We start from the raw sequence: 22,987 nt of genomic DNA, 5'->3' as shown, positions 1-22,987 counted from the left end.
AAGCTTTTATTAACAATGCTATTTTTTAGCAATAGTCTAAATAACTTAAGCCGGTATTTGAATACCACTATCACGCATACGCGCTATTTTATAACGTAAAGTACGAGGGCTAATACCCAACCGTTCAGCGACTTCTTTTCTACTACCATGACAGGCATGTAAAGTATCAAGAATAATTTGATGCTCTTGCAGCTTTAACTCACTGCCTAACTTATCGGTGCTAGCTGGAGTTACTTCTTCCTGCTCTTGAATAATTTCAGTATCAAAATTCTCAATTAATATATCTATAGCATCAATTTGTTGATCACTATGCAAAATTAATGCGCGTTGCATTACGTTGTCTAATTCACGCACATTTCCCGGCCAGTGATAAGTCATTAACTTACTCCGCGCGGACGCAGTAAATTCAGGAATTACATCCCCATTTTTTTGACAAATTCGTGCCACCATGTGTTGCGCCAATGGAATAATATCATCTCGACGATCAGCTAAAGGTAACCAGGTTAATGGAAAAACATTAAGGCGATAATATAAATCTTCTCTAAATATGCCTTCTTTTACTGCCTCTCGTAAATCTCTATTACTTGTAGCAATTACCCGAACATCTAATTGTATTGTTTTTCGACCGCCCAAACGCTCAACTTCACGCTCTTGCAAAACGCGCAATATCTTAGCTTGTAGGCCTAAGTCCATTTCGGTTATTTCATCAAGTAAAATAGTGCCACCTTGTGCTTGTTCAAACTTACCTGGACATGCTTGAATAGCACCAGTAAACGCACCTTTTTCATAGCCAAATAACGTTGCTTCGAGCATGTTTTCCGGAATAGCTGCACAATTAATAGCAACAAAAGGTTTGCTTGCTCGGGCCGAATGGTAATGTACATATTGCGCAAGTACTTCTTTACCCGAACCACTAGGACCCAAAACCATCACGGAAGCATCTGTGCTTGCAACCTTTCTTGCTAAGTTTAATAACTCAATACTTTGCTTGTCTTGTGCAATAGGGTCGCCACCGTCATTAATAACTAACGGTATGTATTGGCTCACCATATTGAGCAGCACTTCAGGGGCAAATGGCTTAGCCATATAATTACATGCACCATCTTTCATCGCTTGCACTGCATCATCAATAGTACCGTATGCCGTCATTATTAATACAGGTAGCTGCGCATTAGCGCTTTTAATTGATTTTAGTAAAGAAAGTCCCGACATCCCCCCCATTTGAACATCGCTGACAACGAGATCAACAAGGTGGTTCTTTAATAACAATAACGCCGCTTCGCCTGACTCTGCTTGAATGCACTGGTAACCTGCGATAGTTAAGGTATCAACTAACGCTTCTCTTAGACCAGCATCATCTTCTACCACTAAGATTTTACTCTGATTCATAAGTACTCTCCTGTGAAGCTGACTGAAAGGTATCAGTATAATGGGGGTATTGGTGTGCTTTTACTTCATCAGTTGTTTCTTGTTTCAATTTCAGTAACGGTAACTTAATACAAAAATGCGCGCCTTCATTTGGGCCACTAAGTAATTTAACATCACCTTGATGCGCATTTGCTACTGATTTGACAACAGCAAGTCCTAAGCCTGTGCCATGAACTCGTGAAGTGTAAAAAGGTTCAAAAATTTTATTCGCTAATGCGCTGTCAATTCCTTTGCCGTTATCTATTACGCTAATAAATGCGTAGTCTTCAAGGCAGCGAGACTCAATTTGTATTTTTGCTTTGTCAGGTATCACTTGTAAGGCATTATGAATTAAATTAACAATGGCACCATTAAGTGCGCGCTTATTTCCCAGAACTTTACAATCGTCTGGGCAAGGTTTTATGGTAAGAGTGGCATTGGCTTTTTTAATAAGCGCTTCTAAGCCATTGCTTGACTCAGACACCAGCTCATTAATAGAAATTGGCTCAACCACCTGTTGTTTACCACTTTTAGCAAATAACAACATATCATTAACTTGCTGTTCTAGGTCGTTTAAACGTGACATTAATTTGTGCTGAAAATTTTCTCTATCTTCAACTTTTAAATTTTTATTTTTCAGGTTTGCACCATAAAGCATTGCTGCCGATAACGGTGTTCTAATTTGATGAGCAAGCTTAGACACCATTTGCCCTAGCGAAGATAGACGTTGTAATTGGCCTAATTTATCTTGCAGTAATCGTGTTTCGGTTAGGTCTGTGATCAAAATTAGCTGACCCGGTTGATCAACTAATGGAGTGATCTCAAGCTTTACTCGGCGACCGTCTTTAAGTGACACTTCATGCCAGTCATCTGCCCGTGGTTTAAATGAGCGACGAATAACATCGAACCAAGGTTGGCCTAAAATAGGCTCATCAAGTAACTGACTAGCAATTTTATTAATTTTTACCACTACACCATTACCATCGAGCAAGATCACACCTGACGGCATAACATTAATAACTTGCGCAAGCTGCTCTGATTGCTGCCTTAACAGCGCAAGCTCTCCATGATAAGTTTCACGCTGTAATTCAGACGTTTCTTCACCAAATACAGGTGAGTGCATAGAAACCTTTGCGGTATTGAACAAAGATGAATGATCCACGCTTTTTGATGTAGTTGAATATGCCACTGTCATAATACTTACCTATTTAACGATAACAACCAATCAATGCACTTTTTATACCAACCCAATTTACCCTTTAATAACAATACGTTAATAAGGTGAAATCAGGTATTAGTAACAGTCAAAGAATTGGCTTATCGTTAATAGGACAGCAATAAGTAGACCACGTTATGTGTGGATGTAAGTGTGCTAGTTGCTAGGTATTAGTTGCAAACTAAGCCATAGAGTCTGATATGGACTCCCCGTTAATGTCAAAAAGAAAAAGTTTAAAATAAGTTAGATGCTAGGGTCTGTTGATCTTTCAGTTTATAGCTCTGTTGCATTTGAAAAAGATGACAGTCGAGGCACTTAATGTAATGTTTGGTTGTTCCAAATGCACATTAAGTACAACTGCCGCGTCCTGCTCTCGTTAAGTACCTACATCCTGTAGGCGACAAAGAGTGACGCTTTTTCAAGGCAACCCAAAGGGCTATGACTATTTTTCAACCTAACATCGTTAAAAATGGTTAAAGTACGACTGCACGGATGCAGAAGGTAGAGCGACGCAGGATGCCAAAGCCGAGAATGCTACATTGCACCATTTTCGCCTTGTTATCTTAAAAAATAGTCTATAGCAGAGGCTAAAATGAAAGATCAACAGACCCTAGCTTTTTTGTAAATTATATTTACGCATTTTTTCTACTAATGTAGTTCTGCGCATTCCTAGCAATTCAGCCGAACGTGCAACAACCCAGTCGTTTTTTTCTAATGCCTGGTTGATCATCGACACTTCTAAATCTGCAAGATAATCTTTTAAGTTAAGCCCTTCATTAGGCAATATATCAACCATACCAGTATTGGCTTCATCAGTAATGTTAGTGCCAAAAGCATTGTCGTTATACTTTTCGTCGTCATCTTCATAATCAAAGCCAGCAAATAACTCGTTTATCGCCTCGCGCTCTTGTAACTCCTCTGGGTATTGAGGTTGATACTCTTCAACATCGATATGACGATACTTTGAGGGCAGTTCACTCACATTCACAACCTGCTCGCCAAACATAATAATCATTCGCTCAATTAAGTTTGACAACTCCCTAACATTCCCCATCCAAGGATGTTCTTGCAATGAAGCAATCGCTTGCTCAGTAAAGCGCACAGACTTGCCTTGTTCATGCTCAAAACGAGTGACTAGCTCTTTAAGTAACAAAGGTATGTCTTCTTTACGCTCTCGAAGTGAAGGTGTTTCGATAGGAAAAACATTAAGGCGATAATACAAATCTTCTCTAAAGGTATTTTCTTTGATCATATCTTCTAAATGTTGGTGCGTGGCAGCAATAATACGCACATCAGCTTTGATACTTTTTGCGCCACCAACACGTTCAAACGTTCTTTCTTGTAATACTCTCAGCAACTTTACTTGCATCGGTTGCGGCATATCACCAATTTCATCCAAAAATAATGTGCCACCTTCCGCTAATTCAAACCGCCCTTTTCGAGTAGAAATTGCGCCGGTGAAAGCCCCTTTTTCATGACCAAACAATTCACTTTCAAGTAACTCACCAGGAATTGCCCCACAATTTACGGGTACAAAAGGCCCTTTATGTCGGTCTGATAAGTTATGAATATTGCGTGCAACCACTTCTTTACCTGTACCCGACTCCCCAAGTATTAGTACGTTTGCTTGCGTGCTAGCAACTTGTTCAATTAAAAAGCGTACTTGCTGCATGGCATTACTTGCACCCACTAATGAACGAAATAACATGCTATTACCTGCGTTTTTAATCCGCTTGTTTGGCATTTTATTATGGTATTGGTGACAGTGATGAATCATTTCTGTCAGTTGAGCGTAATTCAGTGGGATAGTGACATCGCCTAACAAATTAACCCTATCTATTATAGGGTGCTTGTCTACTACATCATGCGTTATAAATGGACAAGCAGGGTTAGCTTTAACTATTTCAGCTAAAGGTTCAGAAACTTCTCCAGAAAGTATCACCGTTAAAACATTAGGGTGCGACTTAAAGTGTTGCTCAACTTCATCTGCTTTGCAGCAATAGTAATGCTCGCCAATAAAAGCAAGAACAGTTGCTAATTGCTCTTGTCGAGCACTTTGATTATCAACAATTAAAATATGTTTTTGTTCTTGCATAATAGATTGAAAAACCGACTAATTATCTGAGATATACAATGATTCTAACCTGTAAGGATAATCTTTCAACAAAAATTTGACGCTACCAGGTCATTTATTTGACTTTTGATAGACCTAACATACAGAAAGGTTACTTACCTCTGCATACTGAAGCCTTTACATTGAAGAGTTGGCTTATTATTTGCTTTATTTTATTATTATTAGCTGCAACATTCTTTTTAACTTCGCAATGATATATCCTTAAGTTAAGAAGGAAGTTAACCATAAGTGATTAGGATTTTTTATGAGTGAAAGACAAGCGCAATTCGAGCAATATCAGATAAGTAAATTTGATGACCCTTATTTATATTCAGTTAATCGCAATGTCTTTGAAAAAAATAGTGCGAAAATTATTTTTGATAATTTTTATGAAAATAGACTATGGGATGAAGATTATTTCTATATTATCTTAGGGTGCGATTCTGGTTTGCTGACTAATTATATATTAGAGCACGGTCTTGCCAAAGGTTCTCGCTATCTATTTATAGACTCAGAACATGTCCTTGAAAATCTAAAAGCACAGTTAAGTTTTACACAATGGAGTGACAACATAGCATTTGCTTCGCTTGCCACTTGGGAAGTGGAATCTGAAAAATTAAGCCTACAGGCTTATATGTACACTGATAAAGTAAGGTACGTAAAGTCGATAGCTGCTAATGATGGTTACGATAACTATTACTACCAAGCAAATACTGAAATAGCACTAAAACTTGAAACCCAACAGCACTATACAATGGTAAGCCTATACCGCGCCCCCTTTGTGATAAAACAAATCATTAATTTAGCTGACAATATCAACCCTATGGCTGCGCTTAAAAATAAATTTGGTGGTATGGATTGTATTATATTAGGTGGCGGTCCTTCTCTTGATGAAGTTATTGATAAACTTAATTCATTAGAAAACAAAGTGGTTATTATTGCAGTTTCCCGTATTGCGAAACGCTTGCTCAGTGAAAAAATATGTCCTCACTTTGTTATTTCAGTTGATCCGCATGAAGTCAGTTTTGATGTAAGTAAAGAAATGTTAGAAATGGCTGATGACGCTATCTTCCTTCACTCAACCTATGTGGTACCAGTACTGTTAGGTCAATGGCGAGGCGTTGCTTTTCATGACGGGCTAAGAGTTCCTTGGCCAAGTGAGCTATCTAAAGATAATGTTAACTTAGCCGGTCCTACTGTCACTAATTCTGCAATTTCAGCTGCCATTGATTTTGGTTTTAAGCGTATTTTTCTGTCCGGCGTTGATTTGTGCTACTCAAGTGAAGGAAACACCCACGCTAAAGGTAGTAACGAAGCAAATGTAGGGCCAGTTCTAGGGAAGCGTGAACAGTGGATAAGAACCTACAGTGGCAAAATGGCAGAAACTATGTTGACCTTTATACAAGCAACAAAAACAATAGCAGAACAAGCAGATTTTGCCATAAAAGAAGGGGCACAACTTTATAATTTATCACCGAATGCAGCGAAAATTGACAATATTTTACTCGCTAATTTCGATGATGTAGATTTTGCTAAAGAAGATCTCGTTACTCCTATCATCAATAAAATAAAGCATAAATACAGTAAAGTGAATACCCAGCAATTTACTGATGTGAGTGATGACATCGATCGACTTGTTGATGAACTTGATGAAATAAAGAAAGTCGTTGAACAAGCAATAACAGATAATCATAACTTATATAAAACCTACGATTCTGAATTAGAAAATGCAAAAATTAAAGAACGAATCGATCAAGCAGAAGAATTACTTAGTACAACATATGAAAAAACAGCCACTTTTTTAAAAAAATATGGTATTCATCGTTTTATCCAAATAGCGAGAACTGATGGAGATTCAGAGTGGACCGATGAAGATATGGAAGAAGTGGGCCGAAAGTATTATCAATGTTTTATCGATAATATAAATGAATTAAAACCACTACTAGCAGCAGCAAAGAAAAAGCTCAACTTACGTCTTCAAGAAACTATTGTTCAGCAAGATTATCATGATATCTTTGAGCAATGGCGAAGTGAGAAGCACTTTGGTCGGGCTTACGGTTGGAAACTAAAAAATCCTGCGATTTATCAAGAGTTAAATGATTTAGATAAAAACGAATTAGACTCTCAAATAGCAGAGTATTTTGCGATACTTGAAAACACTGATACTTATCATTTACAGCGCACTAAAGCCCAATCAAGTTTAAGTGGTGTAAATCGTAAAGCCGTTTATATGTTTGAAGCCAAAAACGCTGATGGGTTAACATCGTTAACAACAAATTTAGAAAAACTTAAAAAGAACCAAAAACAAACCAAAAACATCGTAAAAGACAACGAAAATTTAGATCAGTTAATTATATTATGCTCAGCTTACTCAGCCTTGTTGCAAGGTAATAACCGACAAGCTTTACAGCAATTTTATCAGCTAGATGACCACCACTTATCAGAAGATGAGCTTATTCAAATATCTGTGTTAGAAATTGACTTAAACCATTACCAACAAGCAGAAAAGTCTTTAAAGAAATTATCAGAGTTAACGCCTGCTTATCAGCCTCAGTATGCAACCATACTGAAATTAAACAACAAAGTAACTGAAGCTGAAAATGTATATTTAAGTTATTTAGCGCAACAAAGTCATGATATTAAGGCATGGCTAGCCTTGGCAAATCTTTATCTAGAAAATAATGCGTTAGCCCCAGCTAAAGAAGCATTTGATAAAGTCAGAACATTAGACCCCAACAATATTGAAGCAAAACAATTTTTTGATAGCATAAGCTAATGGAATCAGCTACAACACCGATACAAAGCTGTTACTAAGAAAATATTTGAGGATTAACCATGAGTGATTTATTAAAAGGCAACTTCACTACCCAAAAAGAAGTAAAAAAACCTGAAGAAAACTGTGGTAAAGACAACGCACAACAAGCATTTAAAAAGGCCGCATTAAATTCAATTGGTGGTTCAATGGTATATGTTGAACGAACTGATTTAACCTGGGATGGCGAGGAATAGTCGAAAGTTAATGTTAGACTAGGGGCCTAAACCTTGTAGCTTGGTCTTGCCGCTAAGGGTTAATACATATTATCGGCAATAAATACCGACTTACTTAGTGAAAAATAAATAATAAACACCTAGGGCGTGTTGATCTTTCGAGTACAAATTTCGTACGAATTAAACATGATTTAATTGAGGCGTAGCGAGTAAAGTGTAGTTATTCTACATAAACGAGCTAGAACAAAAAGTAAATCATGTTTAAACGTATCCGTAGGACAGCGCCTCTTTGGTATTTCTACGGCGTTTTCACTTATTTATGGGGAACAACCCCATTACATAAGTTTAGCCTTGTATAAACACCAAATAAATCGCTGCAAAAATGTATAGCAAAGATCAACACGCCCTAGATCTTAATAAAGGTAATTTATGAATCAGAATGATCTAAATATTAAATTTGTTGATGTTGTTTCACAAATTACAGATATTGGCAAACAATGGCACAGCAATGATTTAATTGAAAATGCAAAAGTCAATCTACCTTTTTGTCATAAAAGCTTTAAAGATTTAGCGCCGCTAACTCAAGAAAAAAAACGCTCTGCTGTTGTAGTAAGTGCGGGCCCTAGCTTACATAAATTTAACGTTTTACAAAAACTGAAATCATCAAACTATACTGGTACTATTGTGGTTGTTGACGGCTCATTAGTAAAATGCTTAAAAAATGGCATTATACCTGACTATGTCTTAACACTAGACCCTCATCCAACACGAATGGTACGTTGGTTTGGTGATAATGATTTTGAAGAAAACACTCGCCACGATGATTATTTTTCCAGACAAGACTTAGATGTTGAGTTTCGCAACAACTCTATCAAAGAAAACCAAGAAAATATTGAGTTAATTAATAAATATGCCCCCCAGATAAAGCTTGTTATCTGTTCATCAGCACCAAAAAATGTCGTAGATAGGGCCATGGAGGCAGGCTTTGACATGTACTGGTGGAATCCAATTGTTGATGCGCCCCAAGATCCTGAAAGCCTAACAAGACAAATTTATAATATTAATAAAAAGTCATGCATGAATACTGGGGGGACTGTAGGCACCGCGGCCTGGGTATTTGCTAATGCTATTTTAAAAATACCGGAAATTGCTATCACTGGCATGGATTTGGGTTATCATAGCGACACTCCGCTTGAAATGACACAAACCTATTACGAGCTACAAGAATTTGTTAGCTCACGTGATGAGTTGGAACAGCTCTTTCCACGCTTTACCTTTCCGCTCACCAGTGAAGAGTTTTACACCGACCCTACTTACTTTTGGTACCGTCGAAATTTTCTTGATTTACATAGTCGCTCATCCGGCAATACCTACAACTGCTCTGAAGCTGGTACACTTTTTGCTAGTGATATAAGCTGCATCACTTTTAATGATTTTTTACAAAAAGGGCATTAACTTATGGCTAAAATTTTATTTATTAACCCTGTCGTTCGCGAAGAAGATGTCCCACGCCATATTCCTTATGGTATTGCCCTATTGGCATCTATTGCTATGAACAAAGGACATTTAGTGCAAGTGTATGACGCTAACGCACATCGTCTACCTTTAGATACTATTATTGAAGTATGTGAAGCAGACAATTGGGATGCTATTTGCATTGGCGGCCTTACAACAACTTATAACTACATTAAGAAAGCCTGCAAGTTAATTAAGCAAACTGCACCCAAAGCGCAATTAATTGCAGGTGGTGGTTTTCTAACCAGCATGCCTACCGAAATATTTAAATGGATACCTGAAATCGATGTTGGCTGTATTGGCGAATCATTTGAAACCTTCCCTGCGGTGCTTGATAAAATAGATAAAAAAGACTTCGACTATTCAACGGTACTCGGTGTTATTCACCGTGATTTAACGGGTAAAAGCTTTTTAACACCAGTGCGCCCAAATATTAATGATTTAGACACGTTACCATGGCCTGCTTGGGAGCTATTTCCACTTGATATTTACTTTGCAAACTCAGCGAACTTATTTAGTGAAGAGTCATTTACTTCTAAGCGTAGAATGGACATCAATGGTAGTTTTGGTTGTGGCTTAACTTGCAAATATTGTTGGCACTTGGGTACAACAGGCGACATGCTGATTGAAAAGAATGAAGAGGGCGAAAATGATGTAGTCTTCACATACGGTCGAAATATTCGCTACCATAGCGCCGACTATATCGTTGGCATGGTTAAACACCTATACGATACTTACGATATTGATTTTGCAGCCTTTATTGATGAAAACTTGATGACAATGGATGTTGCAAGTAAAGGTACATGGCTAAAAGAGCTTTGCGCTAAATGGATTGATGCCGGATTACAGCCTACATGTCGCCAGCAAGGCATTGCCCATGACGAAAACTGTAAAGGCGTGCATTGGAATGGTACTTCCCATGCGGGATTACATCGACCTGATACATTAAAGTTAATGTATGAAGCAGGCTGCACTCACTTAGTGTATGGGCTTGAGTCTTTTGATCCGCATATTTTACGTAATTTAGGTAAAGGCTCTAATGCTCGAAAAAACAAACAGAGTATCGCAACGTGCTTAGCATCAGGTATTAAACCTATTCCAAATATTATTATCGGCTTTCCAGAAGAATCGTTTGAGAGTGTACGTAATACTATAGATGCGCTGATAGAGCTTGGTATAACCGCTAAGCCCCATTTTGCTACCGCTTACCCTGGCTCCGAATGGTACTATGCCTATAAAGATTCAATTTTAGAACAATATAATGGTGACTTAGAAGCCTATATTATGGACTTAGGTGATGCTAGTAAAATTACCGCAACCATTTCTCAAGAATTCTCGCCGATGCAATTACTTGGTTTACAGCAAATTGTATATTTAAAAGATTTACGTTTATTAGACTTGTCTGAAAAGCATTGGGCTCCAGTGCAACAACATTTAGCACCTGTAGTTGAACCTAAAGCTTCATTCAATTTAAGAACAGTTAAAGAGGCTGGACCGCTAGCCAAGTACAAAGAAGTTGTTTAAGAAAATAGGGCCTAAAGCTATTATAGGTTAGCCTTTAGGCCATCAGTTTACCCGACCCATACCATTGATTAATAAATTTATTGTCGGCATAAATACCGACCTACATCGGATCTTCACTTGTGTAGGTTGGCCTTTAGGCCATCAGATTTACGGTACCCATACCATTGATTAAAAACATTTGTCGGCATAAATACCGACCTACATCGTATCTTCACTTGTGTAGGTTGGCCTTCAGGCCATCAGATTTACGGTACCCATATCATTGATTAATAAATTTATTGTCGGCATAAATACCGACCTACATCGTATCTTCACTTGTGTAGGTTAGCCTTTAAGCCATCAGACTTAGGATACCTATGCTATTGATTAAAAACATTTGTCGGCATAAATACCGACCTACAACGTTTATCAACTTGTGTAGGTTGGCCTTTAGGCCATCAGATTTACGGTACCCATACCATTGATTAATAAATTTATTGTCGGCATAAATACCGACCTACGACGTTTCTTAACTTGTGTAGGTTGGCCTTTAAGCCATCAGACTTAGGATACCTATGCTATTGATTAAAAACATTTGTCGGCATAAATACCGACCTACATCGTATCTTCACTTGTGTAGGTTGGCCTTTAGGCCATCAGACTTAGGATACCTATGCTATTGATTAAAAACATTTGTCGGCATAAATACCGACCTACATCGTATCTTCACTTGTGTAGGTTGGCCTTTAGGCCATCAGATTTACTCGACCCATACCATTGATTGTAAGGAATTTGGTCAGTACAAATAGTTTAGCCCTTGTTGTTTTGACGTTCTGTTAGTAAAAACTCCGCTAATTTAAAATCTAGGTGGTGGTCAATATCTATTGAAGCTTCTCTATCCATTACATAAGCAAACAATTTTTCTTCCAAAAAAAACGTTTCCTGTGCAAGTAGTTTGTCCACCTTAGTAATATAGATAGCGCCGTTAAGGCGGTAGAAGGTGGGCAATGCTTGACTTCTGGGGTTTTTCTTAACAAAAGTTGAGACAAAACTTGTCATACTTCCATCTTCATCAAGCGTATTACTCCACATTGGGGAGTGATCACATTCACACACACTAATCACACCATCAGCGGACTTTTCTTTTAACCTTTCGATTGCTTCTTTGATATTATTGCTAGAGCGTAATGGTGAAGTTGGTTGCAACCAAAGAATATAGTCAAATACCCGACCTTTCTTTTTATAATAATCAACAGTATGTTTAACTACGTCATTTGCGGTAGCAGTATCACCTGCAATTTCTTTGGGTCTTAAAAAGGGAACAGGTAAACCACATTTTTGAGCAATAGCTGCGATATTCTCACAATCTGTACTGACAATAATTTCATCTATCTCTTGGCATTGTTGTGCTGCTTCCATCGTCCATTGGACTAAGGGTTTTCCACATAATTGCTTACTATTTTTTCCCGGTAAACGTTTACTACCTGCTCTCGCCGGAATAATTGCTAAAATTTTATCAACCATCGAATCGCCCTCCTTGCATTACATCTTTTTGTGCTTGATAAAAGTCGACCATTTTTCCAATATCTAGCCAATACTCGTGTACTGGAAACATAGCAACATATTGGTTATCTGCGATATAACTTTCAATTAAATCAGTCATATCAATACGTTTATTTTTACCTACCGCATTTATCATGGCTTTACTCACCACGTAAACCCCAGCGTTTATAAAGTACTTATGGGTTGGTTTCTCTACCAAACTAGTGATCCTTGCGCCGTCAGCTTCTACTACACCATAAGGCACTTTATATTCATCTTCTCTTACGCACATAGTGCATATAGGCGAATGTTGGTTATGATAATTAAGTAACTTCTCAAAATCGATTTTAGTTAAAACATCACCATTCATCATGATGATAGGAAGTTCTGGTAAATCATCAGGTAATAACCCTAAACTTCCACCAGTACCGAGGGGCTCTTGCTCATGAACATAATGAATCTGTACTCCCCACCTTTCGCCATCACCAAAGTGTTCGTGAATTGCTTCTGGCATATAATGGGTTGAGATATAAAATTGATGAAAGCCTGAATCTACAAAGCTTTCTAGAATAGTTTCTAAAATTGGCTTATCTCCCAACTTTAATAACGGTTTAGGGCAAGTATCTGTTAGCGGTTTAAGCCGTGTACCAAAACCACCAGCCATCAAAAAAACAGGATTATCATAGCTTGGTCGAGCAACAATATGCTGTAGAGTTTCTAAGCCTACTAACTCACCATTTTTTATTAATGGTATAGCGTGCAACCCCTTCGCGTTCATTAGATTTAAGAGTTTATTTCGAGAAGTTCCCATAGTAGCTACAAGTGGTTTTTTATTCATGACATCTGCGATTGAACAGTCCATACTTTGGTGTCTGATTAAAGCACGCCTTATATCACCATCGGTGACAACACCAACCAGCGCATTACGATCATCAACTACCAGCGCCATTTGCATAGCCCCTTTATCTATTATTGTAATAGTTTGTTCCATTGTCGCAGTAGGTGGTATTAATATATTTTGCCAGTTATGACTCATTTTACCCTCTCGATATTTTATTCAAGGCTATACCTAATAATAAATCGGTATTGTTTGTAATTCGCCATTTGAGTAAAGATTTTTATGACACGTTTGCTAGTAGTTTCAATCGTCAATCATAGGCTTAAGTTAAAAAATCATCACTTTTTTGTAAGTTGGTTTATAGCCCTTCAGTTACTCTGATTGGCTAGTCGCTTTAATTTATCGGTATAAGTACCGACCAACAACGTACCTTAATTATGTGGGTTGGCCTCTAGGCCATCAGATGTATAATGCCCATATCATTATTTCTAAAAAGCTATTTTCCAGCATAAATACTGACCTGCAAAGTAAGTCGATAACAAGATGACTTAACCCTTTTATTTCCTAGTGCCCTACTTATGCATGTTAATTACTTATGTAGAGTAGAAGCAATAATTAAACCAGTTCGCACCTAATGCTTAAAGATCGTCAAATTCAATTAAATCGCCACTATTGAACGTTTTTTTAGAAGTTTTACCAAGAACCCGCCAATAGTTTGTCGGCGAAATACCATTCCCCGGTCGCATAATACCTACATTCTCTTGGGAAAGTACGTCACCTTTCGCGATCGGCACAATTGCGACTAAACTTTTACGAACAATATCACGGTTCTTTAATTCAGAAAGGCTTGGTTTTTTAATAACGCTTCCTAATGCTTTCTCAGTAACGCGGATGGCTTCCACCATTGCAATAAGCTCATCCGGTTCAATTGAGGCTTGATGATCGGGCCCTTCAAGGGCTCGGCTTAGAGTAAAATGTTTTTCAATAACCTGTGCCCCTTTAGCTACGGCGGCAATAGGGATAATAATGCCTTGAGTATGATCTGAATAACCCACGGTTAGCTTAAATGTAGTATCTAATGTATCTAAAACATTTAGATTAACTTCGTTAAAAGGCGCGGGATATTCTGTTGTACAATGAAGTAGTACAACCTTATCCAGTAGTAACTGTTGACCTTCTTTGCTTGCAAAAGCTTGGCTAAAATCTTCTGCTGACAAATTTTGGCTAGTAGGTATTCGTTTTTCACTATGTAAATACCCGTAAGCTATTACACCTAATGCTTGTCTAATTTCAACTAATGTTGCCATCCCCGTAGAAACAATCAAATCACAGCCTGTTAGCGCATGTTCAAGTATAAATGGACTATTAGTTAATTCGCCTGAGGGTATTTTTAAGCGTTTTAACTGCATTTCGTCTACCAAGAAGCGTAAACTTTCTGAATCAAATGCTGTAGATAAGTACTCGATGCCCTTTTGATCACAATAATTTTTAACAGACTTATGACTTTCAAAAGTTAACTCCAACTGTTTAAGCAGCTGATATTGACTTTGCTCTTTGTTGGTATTAGTTTGCTGGTATTGCGCTTGTTGCGCGTGCTGAGTTACTAAGTTTTTAGCTTTAAATGTCTGAAACTTAACAATGTCAACACCGGCCGCAACAGCTGCATCCACCAATTGATAAGCAAGTTTCTCATCGCCATTATGATTAACACCTGCTTCTGCAATGATTAAAGTAGTCATTAAAAAATCTCTTTAAGCAGCATAAAAGCTTCTGCAGCATTAGCGTTAGCTTGTACACCTCTAAGTTGCGATTGTGCAATTACTGCCTGTAAACTTCTTGGGAATGGAAACTCATCTAGTTCTGAATCATATAAGGTTAAGATTTCAAGCTTATGATCAATATGATTATCAATATTTACCCATACATTTGGACTAAACTGTGTATTACCAGGTTTAAGGTTAAAGTCTGTTTCTGAAATAGTTTCATAAGCTAACAACCTTTTAACATACGGTGCACGAAAGGCTTTACAACTTGAAATAACGCCATCAAATGTTATTTTATGATCGCTATGTGCATCATATCTAAATGGTACATAAACAACTTCTGGGCTTATATTTTTTATAACACTAGATAACTTACCTATAAAGTCAGACATATTAACCTGATCGAGTCTAGCAGCTTCATAACCTAGCTCTGTTGTTGAACTAAAGCCATACGCTTCACTTACTTGCAGTATATCTTTAGCCCTAGCCTTAATTTTTTCGGCTGAATAACCTGATGAGTCTGTCATTGCTGTGACTATCAACCAATGGATCTCATCTCCTTGTGCCTTGTGTTTCAACAGTGTTCCACCACAGCCTAACGTTTCATCATCTGGGTGTGGTGCAACAACTAATACAATTTTTTTCATAGGTGATCTCCTACCTTAACCGCGACTTTTTTATGAATGTTTTTAAGCCAAACAGCTGAGGTATCGGCACTTTTAACTAATATATTTCGATTTTCAATAGCTAATACCGTTCCAGGAATTATATTTTTGGGTATTTTTTTATTAAAAATTTCTGATTGCCATACTTTGAATTTCTCACCATGGTATAGAAATTCAGCACCTACATAAGGGTGATAGAGAGCACGAACCAAATTTACGATCGAATCGGCAGTCATTCGCCAATCTATAATACCGTCAATTTCCCCACGCTTTCTCCAAGTATTTGCCTTTGTAGCGTCTTGTACATAATAATTTAAACAACCATCACGTAATGGGTAAACAAATTCATTTATTTGCTGTAAAGCAACTTTAATAATTTTTTCATAGAGCGTTTTAGCATTGTCTTCAATGGAAACGGATACAGGCTTTTGACTAATAATTGGGCCTGAGTCTGCTCCTTCATCCATCATAAAAAAAGTCGAGGCTGTACTAGTTAGCCCTAGCGCTAATGTCCAAACAATAGGATGTCGACCTCTGTTTTCAGGTAAGTTGGTTGGATGAAAGCCAACGACACCCTTTGGTGGAAGAGTCAGTATTTCCTTCGATAAGAGTTGACTCCAACCAAAGCAAAATATTACATCGGGTGCTAATTGACGACAAAAATTTAATGTATCACTATGATCATTAACATCCATAGTTGGTATATTTTCAGCGATTCCAAAAGGTAATAAACTAACATGGTCACTATTAAAAGTGGATTTACTCTTAGTAATAATCCCTACAACCGATATGTTGTCAGCTTTAAGGCTCAATAGCACTTTAAGCGCCTGTTCACTAAACTGCACGCAACCAATAAAAACTATAGAGAGCTTATTTTTAGTGGGCGTCATAAAAGACCTTATGTTTTAATTGCTTGTAATCACATCGTAAAAGTTCTTTTACTATTTTCTCAGAAGAGTAACCATCACCGTATGGATTAATAACTGATCGGCATAACATTTGATGCTCTGCTGACAGGGCTTGAGTAATGGCGGTAGTTATTTCAGAATATGATGATTGACAATGAATAACACTTTCTGCTGATATCCGCCCTTTTTGGCGATCTCCAATATTCACGCTTGCAACCTTACACGTTGGTGCTTCAATAATACCGCTAGATGAGTTCCCCAAAACAACTCTAGTATGTTTGAGCGCCGAGAGGTAGTTAATCTGCCCTAGAGAAGGAGTTAAATATACTCTATCGCTATTACGTTTCTGATAAGATTTCAATATCTCTATCAAGTTTCTTCCAAACGTATCAGCATTTGGATAGGTAATAATTACTTTAAACTCGGGGTAATTATCTATAGCTGACAATAGATTCTCTAGCGCACTTATAGCACCTTTTTCTTCTAACGTTACTGGATGGTAGGTAACGAGGAAAAATCCCCCTGAAAGGTCGATTTTGATTGACTCACTTAATTCATCGCAAGAAAGTAAAGTTAATTTGCGTAGGTTATCTAACCCTGGCGCACCAACATTATAGACAAACTGAGGTTGCTCACCCATTTTTATAATTCTATTTTGATAAGCAACATTTGAAGTGAAGTGAATATGCGACATTTTAGTGATTGCGTGCCGAATAGCATCATCAATTAATGCTTGTGTTAATTCCCCTCCATGAATATGGGCAACGGGTACTTGTGCAATTAAAGCTGCCTGCGCCAAAGCGAGCGATTCATATCTATCTCCTAGTAATACTAAGATATCAGGCTTATTTCTTTCAATCGCTTCGGCAGCCGAAATAGTAGCTAAGCCGAGTGACTTTGTGATCCCAACGGGTGAATCTGAAGATAGTAGAAACTCTAATCGTTCATTAATACAAAAGCCGTCTTTTTCTATTTGTTGAAAAGTACAACCAAACTCTGGTGATAAATGCATTCCACCAACAAATAATTGTAAATTAGCTTCACTGACACTTATACCTTTAAGTATCCAATAGAGCAGCCCGTACTCAGCTCTAGTGCCAGTAAATACTGCAATATTTTTCATATATTCACGCTACCGTTAAACATTATAAATCCCATGCTTATACTTGGTTAAGTTGTTGGCTTGTGTAAACCATTCGACAGTTTTTGTTAGTCCCGCTCTAATGTCTACTTCAGGTTTAAAACCCGTTAATTCATTAATTTTGCTATTGTCACACCACAAACGAAACACTTCAGATTTATCAGGGCGAATACGTTGCTGGTCAACAACAAATTCAACATCACTTTTCATGATTTCTTTAATTATATTTAGCGTATCACCAATGCTGATTTCAAAATTAGAGCCAATGTTAATCGTTTTTCCTATGGTTGTATCACTTTGCGCTAAGGCTAAAAAACCACGGCAGGTATCACTGACGTAATTAAAATCACGGGTTGGACTTACATCCCCCAATTGGATCTGTTTTTCGCCATTAGCGATTTGAGTAATGATTGTTGGAATGACGGCTCGAGCTGACTGTCTAGGTCCGTAGGTATTAAAAGGCCTAACAATAGTGAGCGGTAGATCAAATGCATTAAAGTAACTCATCGCCATTGCGTCGGCTCCAATTTTAGAAGCGCTATAAGGTGACTGCGCTTGTAGTGGATGCTTTTCATCAATTGGCACGTACTGTGCTGTACCATACACTTCACTTGTTGAAGTATGAATTACACGACTCACCTTATTATCTAAACTTGCTTGGCAAATATTTAATGTGCCGGTAACATTTGTAGCGACATAACTTTGAGGCGCGACATAAGAATATGGAATCGCAATCAATGCTGCTAAATGAAAAACGATATCAATTTCCTGAGTGATATGACGACAAAAATGAGGATCACGAATATCACCAGTAATTATTTCTAAATTTTTACAGGCTTCTACATCTTCAAGCCACCCCCAGTGATTAAAAGAGTTATATTGGGCAAGTGCTCTAACTTTATAGCCTTGCGATAATAACAATTCCACTAAATGCGAACCAATAAAGCCATCTGCTCCAGTAACCAATACTGTTTGTTCTTTTTGTGAACGAATCATGAACTCAAACCTTTGTTTCAAAAATTATTACTTTTGCACTGGAATATATTAAGCAATTTATCTGCCATTACGACTCATTAATAGCAGTTCATATAAGAAAATGCTACTCAGTGAGAATTTCAAGGCATAGAGACAAAGCATTTACAGAGAATAGCCTCACTTGTCATATTCAAAAACGATGCATTTTAGCCTTTAACACCCATGGTATAGGCCCACAATGGTATTATTGTCATTTTAATTTTAACTAGGCAACCAGATTAAGCAACTAAATTCCCAAATCACTCCTGTGTTTAACTCTGTCACACCATTGAATAGCAAAAACCTTTACATTAGAATGCTTTAATTGCTATTTTACGACTGAGTGCTAGCCCATGCCTAATGTTAACTTACCAAAAAACTTTGAAATACTGAGTCAACGCTGGCCTTTGCTATTTAAAATGTTAATAGCAGCGAATGAAGATACCCTTAAAGTTGAAGTTGTAGAAAGAACGATAACAATCAATGGGATTCAACTTACTAGTAGCTATGATCGACTAGCAGAAGCGAAACTACAAGTATCTCAGATAAATATACATAATAATGAAGCAACTATATACGGACCAGCGCTTGGCGATACTGCAACTTTACTGTTAGCACGTAAGTCATTACGTAAGCTCTATGTAATTATATTAAATAAGGCAATATTTATACATAGTTTACAAGCTATTGAACGATTGAAATGGTTATCAGATCCTCGTGTAAGTTTGTCTATAGCAAGCAGCCACGATGAGGTTAGACTGCCATTTTGTGCCAACCCAGCTGAATTGAAGTTAGCTGACCTAGAAGGTGAGCAGCTAGCAGATAAGGTGCAAATAGAATTAAATCAGCAATTTCTATTGGAAAAACATCGGCGCCGGCACCAAGAACAATGCAACCCTATTCTTGACAGTATTGCTTATGTACAAAAAGATGGCGATATTTCAACATTACCCAAACCTCAGCAAGCTGACCTTTTTATTGTTGCAGCTGGACCAACATTAGCACTTCACCTTGACTATTTACTTCAGCATAAACCGTTTATTATTGCTGTTGACGCCAGTGTTAGGGTATTACTAAATTATGGTATAACGCCTGACATCGTTGTTTCAATTGATTACAAGGCCTTTCAATTTTTTGAAGATATTGATCCTAACGCATTAAAGGATACTACATTAGTTTATTTTCCTAATGTTGAGACACAAGTAATTCAATATTGGCCAGGCCCCCGTTATTGTAGCTACAGTCCAACACCCATGTATCAAGAAATTACATACTTACCCCCTAGAACGCAGCTTTTTTGTGCCGGTAGTGTTGTGCACCCCGCAATAGACCTTGGTGTTTATTTACAAGCAGAAAGGTTAATTTTATTAGGTACCGACTTTGCTTTTACTTACAACAAGAGCCATGCTGCCATTTCCGACCAGGTTAAAGCTTCGCATGAACTTGAATTAAATATTGCCCAAGAAAGTGTTATCAATGGCTTGGGTAAAAAAGTGCCCACTATGGCAAGTTTAAAAGCTTATTTGAGAGACTTAGAACGTTATATTAAGAAACACCCTAATGTAAGTTTTTTAAATGGAAGTCTAGAAGGTGCATATATTGAAGGAACAAGACCATGGAAAAGATAATTGCACTGGCTGATGTCATTTTGGTTGCACAGCAACTTTCTGACAGTTTACGTTTAGGGTTTCTTGCTAGATCACATCATTTAACATCGGAATTCATTGAACTGTTAGAACTATATCTAGCACAAAACGCTTTAGAAAACGCTCAGTTAACCCATATATTAAATGTAATGTTAGACACACAACAGCGTGATGATAGACTCTATTATGCAGATATATTGCAGTACGAGCTTATCCCTTTCTTAACGGATATATAAATATTTAACCTGAGTTCGGGTTAATGGATGTGCATAAAAAACATTTAAAAAAATATTTTACAGTGCGTTAGGTGGCTTTTTATAAGTACTAGGTGCATTGTAACTCAACCAATGCTAAAAGTTTTGTGTGAATCAAGGCTGATTTGTGTACCTAATAGCTGGCTATTAGTAGCAAATTAACGGTTTTTTAGTTCCAGACAAAAACCAAGTACCTACGTCCATGCAGGCAACGCAGATACGCGCGAAAATCTGAGCTTTGGTGCACTTAGCTTATCCCGAACTCAGGTTATTTAATTACCACTAAATTGCTGATATGCATTAACAGCATGTTTAATTTTTGATTGCTTCTGGCTATCAGCAAGTACTTTTGTACGCTCTGCTAGTAATTGTTCAACTTGTTGGTCATCGTCACGTTGACATTTTGTCAAAAACTCACGGAGCTCGTTTTTAGCTTTGTCATCACCTTCTAATAATACAGCTTCGCTTAACTGTTTCATTAAAGATAAGCGAAGAGCTAATTTATCACTAACGTTCTCAAAAGTATCTTCTGATATTAATGTAACGATTTCAGCAGATAATTGTTCTATCTGCTGGTATAGATTACCTAGAGGCATTTTATGCCCCGACAACAGACTGGTTGTCTTTTTTCTTTAACAAATCAAGGCCTTCTTTTTTAGAGGCTTCAGGAATTGATTGCCATGCATCTCTGAGGGGCTTTAATAGTTCTACCACCTCATCTAGCCCTTCAACATTTAATGTAATGTTAGTATCATTTAGACGATCAATGCAATATTGGTATAAGCTTGAAAAAGTTGCTGATATTTTAGGCTCAGCTTCTGCATCTAAAGAATTGTCTAGCGCTGACAAAATATTGACAGCCTTAGTAACCATCTGAGATTTCATTGCTAAGTCTTTGCGTTCAATTGCGCCTTTGACTTTCGCAATGCTTTCAAGTAATCCATCATACATCATTAGAATAACTTGATGAGGATCAGCGGCTAATAAAGTGCTGTTAATATTAACCTGATTATAAGCTTTTAAATTCTTTCTCATGACTTGCTCCTAGCGCCTCTCAACGCGAGACGCTTATGATTTTTTAGGCTGCATACTTTCTAAAGTAGAGGCCAACCAACTGCCAGTTGCATTATATGATGCAACAGTGGAATCTAAATATGAAAACTGGCGTCTAAGCCTATCTTCATAATCTCTTAGTCTTGTTTCTAATGCACTATACTCATCTCGAATTCCTGAAGCTTGTTTACTTAACTCAGTATTTCTTAATGTTAAAGTACCATTACTACCATTATAACTTTCAATTAACGTGGTTAATTTTGACGATACACCATTTGATGAAGCAAAAATCTCGCCAACTTCTTCTAAATTAAATTTTAAAGCGTCTTCAAGTCTTTCTGTCCCACTTTTCATCGTACCAATAGAAACAGGGTTTACTTCTAAGCGCCCTGTTTTATCGATAGTAACACCAATATCAGACAAGCCTTTGTGCACACCCGTTAATCCACTTACTGATTCGGTTACTATACTATTTAACTGTGCTTTAACCTGACGAACATTAGCGTCAAACGCTAACGCTCCATTTTCAGCATTACCTAACACATCAAGCGTACCTCGTAAGGCATTGTAGGCGTCAACAAATTCGTTAACTAACTTAGAACCATTTTCTTCATCTTGACTAATACTAATAGTAGCAGGATTCCCCATATTTTCAGCTTTAGCCGTAAAGGTTACATCTTCTATAATATTTTTGAACTCATTGGTGTCTTGTTCAACAAGGTTTCCGTCTACATAGGCGCGAGCACTTTTAGCTATATCATTAACACCCTGAGTGGTATTAGTTGAGATTGCATCAAGCGAGGCATCTGAGCTTGATATTGTCATATTGTTAGCATCGCCACTCACTGAAGAGTTGAACACTAAATAAGAGCCACTTTGTACATTAATAATATTAGCTGTAACGCCAAAGTTACCTGACTGCTCATTAATTTTATCTCGAATAGCACTAAGATCGTCAGTACCATCTACATTTACGTCAAAGGTATTCGCTCCGGCTGAAAAGGTGAGTGTCCCTGTGCCTACAGTATCAGTAGAAGCAGCAAAAGCAGTTGATTGTCGACGACTCCCTTGAGCTAGCTGTTCAACTTCAATCGCAAAGGAACCATTGCTAGCATAGCCGTTTGTTGTTACTTCAACAGCATCAGAGCTAGAAGCACTAATTTGTTTATTAAAGTCTTCTGGGGAGCCTAGCTTTTTAAGAACCGATTGAAAATTAGATAATGCCGACTTAAATTGTCCGACGCCAGAAAGTTCTGTTGTTATTCTTTTTTCTTTGTTTTGAAGGCGAAGTTCGTGCGGAATTGCTTCGGCATTAATATAAGCTTCAATAATGCCTTCTAGGTCTAACCCTGATCCAATACCTGCTGATGTAACATTCATAACAACACCTCAATTAACTTATGTACAACTAAACTTTATAA

The 22,987-nt window shown here is 37.5% G+C and carries 19 protein-coding genes; 6 read left to right on the top strand and 13 right to left on the bottom strand.

The features are described 5' to 3' along the window. Nucleotides 1-45: 45 nt before the first annotated feature. The 3 genes from QUD79_RS03225 to QUD79_RS03215 form a co-directional block, all read right to left on the bottom strand. On the bottom strand, nt 46-1,389 hold the full coding sequence (locus QUD79_RS03225; RefSeq protein ID WP_184426403.1) for a sigma-54-dependent transcriptional regulator: 1,344 nt from the start codon (nt 1,387-1,389) through the stop codon (nt 46-48). Continuing rightward, the gene (locus QUD79_RS03220; protein ID WP_184426410.1) at nt 1,376-2,530 is read right to left on the bottom strand and encodes a sensor histidine kinase; all 1,155 of its coding nucleotides are present in this window, start codon (nt 2,528-2,530) and stop codon (nt 1,376-1,378) included. The genes QUD79_RS03225 and QUD79_RS03220 overlap by 14 nt, the downstream gene beginning before the upstream one ends. Nucleotides 2,531-3,233: 703 nt before the next feature. Next, a complete protein-coding gene (locus QUD79_RS03215; RefSeq protein ID WP_184426067.1) occupies nt 3,234-4,718 on the bottom strand; it encodes a sigma-54 dependent transcriptional regulator in 1,485 nt (494 codons plus the stop codon). A 283-nt stretch (nt 4,719-5,001) separates the two neighbouring features. Here QUD79_RS03215 and QUD79_RS03210 point away from each other — a divergent pair, with 283 nt between their 5' ends. From QUD79_RS03210 to QUD79_RS03195, 4 genes are all read left to right on the top strand, one after another. Then, nucleotides 5,002-7,512, top strand: a complete 2,511-nt coding sequence (locus tag QUD79_RS03210) for a 6-hydroxymethylpterin diphosphokinase MptE-like protein (protein ID WP_184426069.1) — start codon at nt 5,002-5,004, stop codon at nt 7,510-7,512. A gap of 59 nt (nt 7,513-7,571) precedes the next feature. Beyond that, nucleotides 7,572-7,745, top strand: a complete 174-nt coding sequence (locus tag QUD79_RS03205; protein ID WP_184426071.1) for a hypothetical protein — start codon at nt 7,572-7,574, stop codon at nt 7,743-7,745. A 408-nt stretch (nt 7,746-8,153) separates the two neighbouring features. Continuing rightward, nucleotides 8,154-9,179 carry a 6-hydroxymethylpterin diphosphokinase MptE-like protein gene (locus tag QUD79_RS03200; protein ID WP_184426073.1) on the top strand — a complete coding sequence of 342 codons (1,026 nt, stop codon included), beginning with the start codon at nt 8,154-8,156 and terminating at the stop codon, nt 9,177-9,179. 3 nt (nt 9,180-9,182) lie between these two features. Next, nucleotides 9,183-10,763, top strand: coding sequence for a B12-binding domain-containing radical SAM protein (locus QUD79_RS03195; RefSeq protein WP_184426075.1), 1,581 nt, complete (start codon nt 9,183-9,185; stop codon nt 10,761-10,763). Nucleotides 10,764-11,552: 789 nt separating this feature from the next. Here QUD79_RS03195 and QUD79_RS03190 read toward each other — a convergent pair. The 7 genes from QUD79_RS03190 to QUD79_RS03160 all read right to left on the bottom strand — a co-directional run bounded on the left by QUD79_RS03190 (nt 11,553) and on the right by QUD79_RS03160 (nt 18,595). Beyond that, a complete protein-coding gene (locus tag QUD79_RS03190; protein WP_184426077.1) occupies nt 11,553-12,266 on the bottom strand; it encodes an acylneuraminate cytidylyltransferase family protein in 714 nt (237 codons plus the stop codon). Next, entirely contained in the window at nt 12,259-13,320 is a 1,062-nt protein-coding gene (locus QUD79_RS03185; RefSeq protein ID WP_184426079.1) for a nucleotidyltransferase family protein, read from the bottom strand. The genes QUD79_RS03190 and QUD79_RS03185 overlap by 8 nt, the downstream gene beginning before the upstream one ends. A 440-nt stretch (nt 13,321-13,760) precedes the next feature. Then, a complete protein-coding gene (neuB, locus tag QUD79_RS03180) occupies nt 13,761-14,861 on the bottom strand; it encodes an N-acetylneuraminate synthase (protein ID WP_184426081.1) in 1,101 nt (366 codons plus the stop codon). Beyond that, a complete protein-coding gene (locus QUD79_RS03175) occupies nt 14,861-15,532 on the bottom strand; it encodes a PIG-L deacetylase family protein (RefSeq protein WP_184426083.1) in 672 nt (223 codons plus the stop codon). Before QUD79_RS03175 ends, neuB begins: the two co-directional genes overlap by 1 nt. Continuing rightward, nucleotides 15,529-16,440, bottom strand: coding sequence for a formyltransferase family protein (locus QUD79_RS03170; RefSeq protein WP_184426085.1), 912 nt, complete (start codon nt 16,438-16,440; stop codon nt 15,529-15,531). Before QUD79_RS03170 ends, QUD79_RS03175 begins: the two co-directional genes overlap by 4 nt. Then, nucleotides 16,427-17,581: a UDP-N-acetylglucosamine 2-epimerase gene (gene neuC, locus QUD79_RS03165; protein WP_184426087.1), complete on the bottom strand. Its 1,155-nt coding sequence runs from the start codon at nt 17,579-17,581 to the stop codon at nt 16,427-16,429. Before neuC ends, QUD79_RS03170 begins: the two co-directional genes overlap by 14 nt. A gap of 15 nt (nt 17,582-17,596) precedes the next feature. After that, nucleotides 17,597-18,595, bottom strand: a complete 999-nt coding sequence (locus tag QUD79_RS03160; protein ID WP_184426089.1) for an NAD-dependent 4,6-dehydratase LegB — start codon at nt 18,593-18,595, stop codon at nt 17,597-17,599. Nucleotides 18,596-18,966: 371 nt separating this feature from the next. Between QUD79_RS03160 and QUD79_RS03155 the strand changes: the two genes are divergently transcribed. Beyond that, nucleotides 18,967-20,241, top strand: coding sequence for a motility associated factor glycosyltransferase family protein (locus QUD79_RS03155; RefSeq protein ID WP_184426091.1), 1,275 nt, complete (start codon nt 18,967-18,969; stop codon nt 20,239-20,241). Beyond that, on the top strand, nt 20,229-20,495 hold the full coding sequence (locus QUD79_RS03150; protein WP_184426093.1) for a hypothetical protein: 267 nt from the start codon (nt 20,229-20,231) through the stop codon (nt 20,493-20,495). Before QUD79_RS03155 ends, QUD79_RS03150 begins: the two co-directional genes overlap by 13 nt. A gap of 290 nt (nt 20,496-20,785) precedes the next feature. On the opposite strand, the gene QUD79_RS03145 is transcribed toward QUD79_RS03150, so the two are convergent. From QUD79_RS03145 to fliD, 3 genes are read right to left on the bottom strand one after another with little or no spacing between them, the layout of a single operon-like run. Then, a complete protein-coding gene (locus QUD79_RS03145; protein ID WP_184426095.1) occupies nt 20,786-21,109 on the bottom strand; it encodes a hypothetical protein in 324 nt (107 codons plus the stop codon). A gap of 1 nt (nt 21,110) precedes the next feature. After that, complete coding sequence (fliS, locus tag QUD79_RS03140; RefSeq protein WP_184426097.1) at nt 21,111-21,548, bottom strand: flagellar export chaperone FliS; 438 nt, start codon at nt 21,546-21,548, stop codon at nt 21,111-21,113. Between the two features lie 33 nt (nt 21,549-21,581). After that, the gene (fliD, locus tag QUD79_RS03135) at nt 21,582-22,946 is read right to left on the bottom strand and encodes a flagellar filament capping protein FliD (RefSeq protein WP_184426099.1); all 1,365 of its coding nucleotides are present in this window, start codon (nt 22,944-22,946) and stop codon (nt 21,582-21,584) included. Nucleotides 22,947-22,987: the final 41 nt, after the last annotated feature.

Origin of the sequence: Thalassotalea piscium, assembly GCF_030295935.1 — a bacterium.
GTDB classification, from domain to species: domain Bacteria; phylum Pseudomonadota; class Gammaproteobacteria; order Enterobacterales; family Alteromonadaceae; genus Thalassotalea_B; species Thalassotalea_B piscium.
This window is presented reverse-complemented; position numbering and strand designations above follow the sequence as displayed.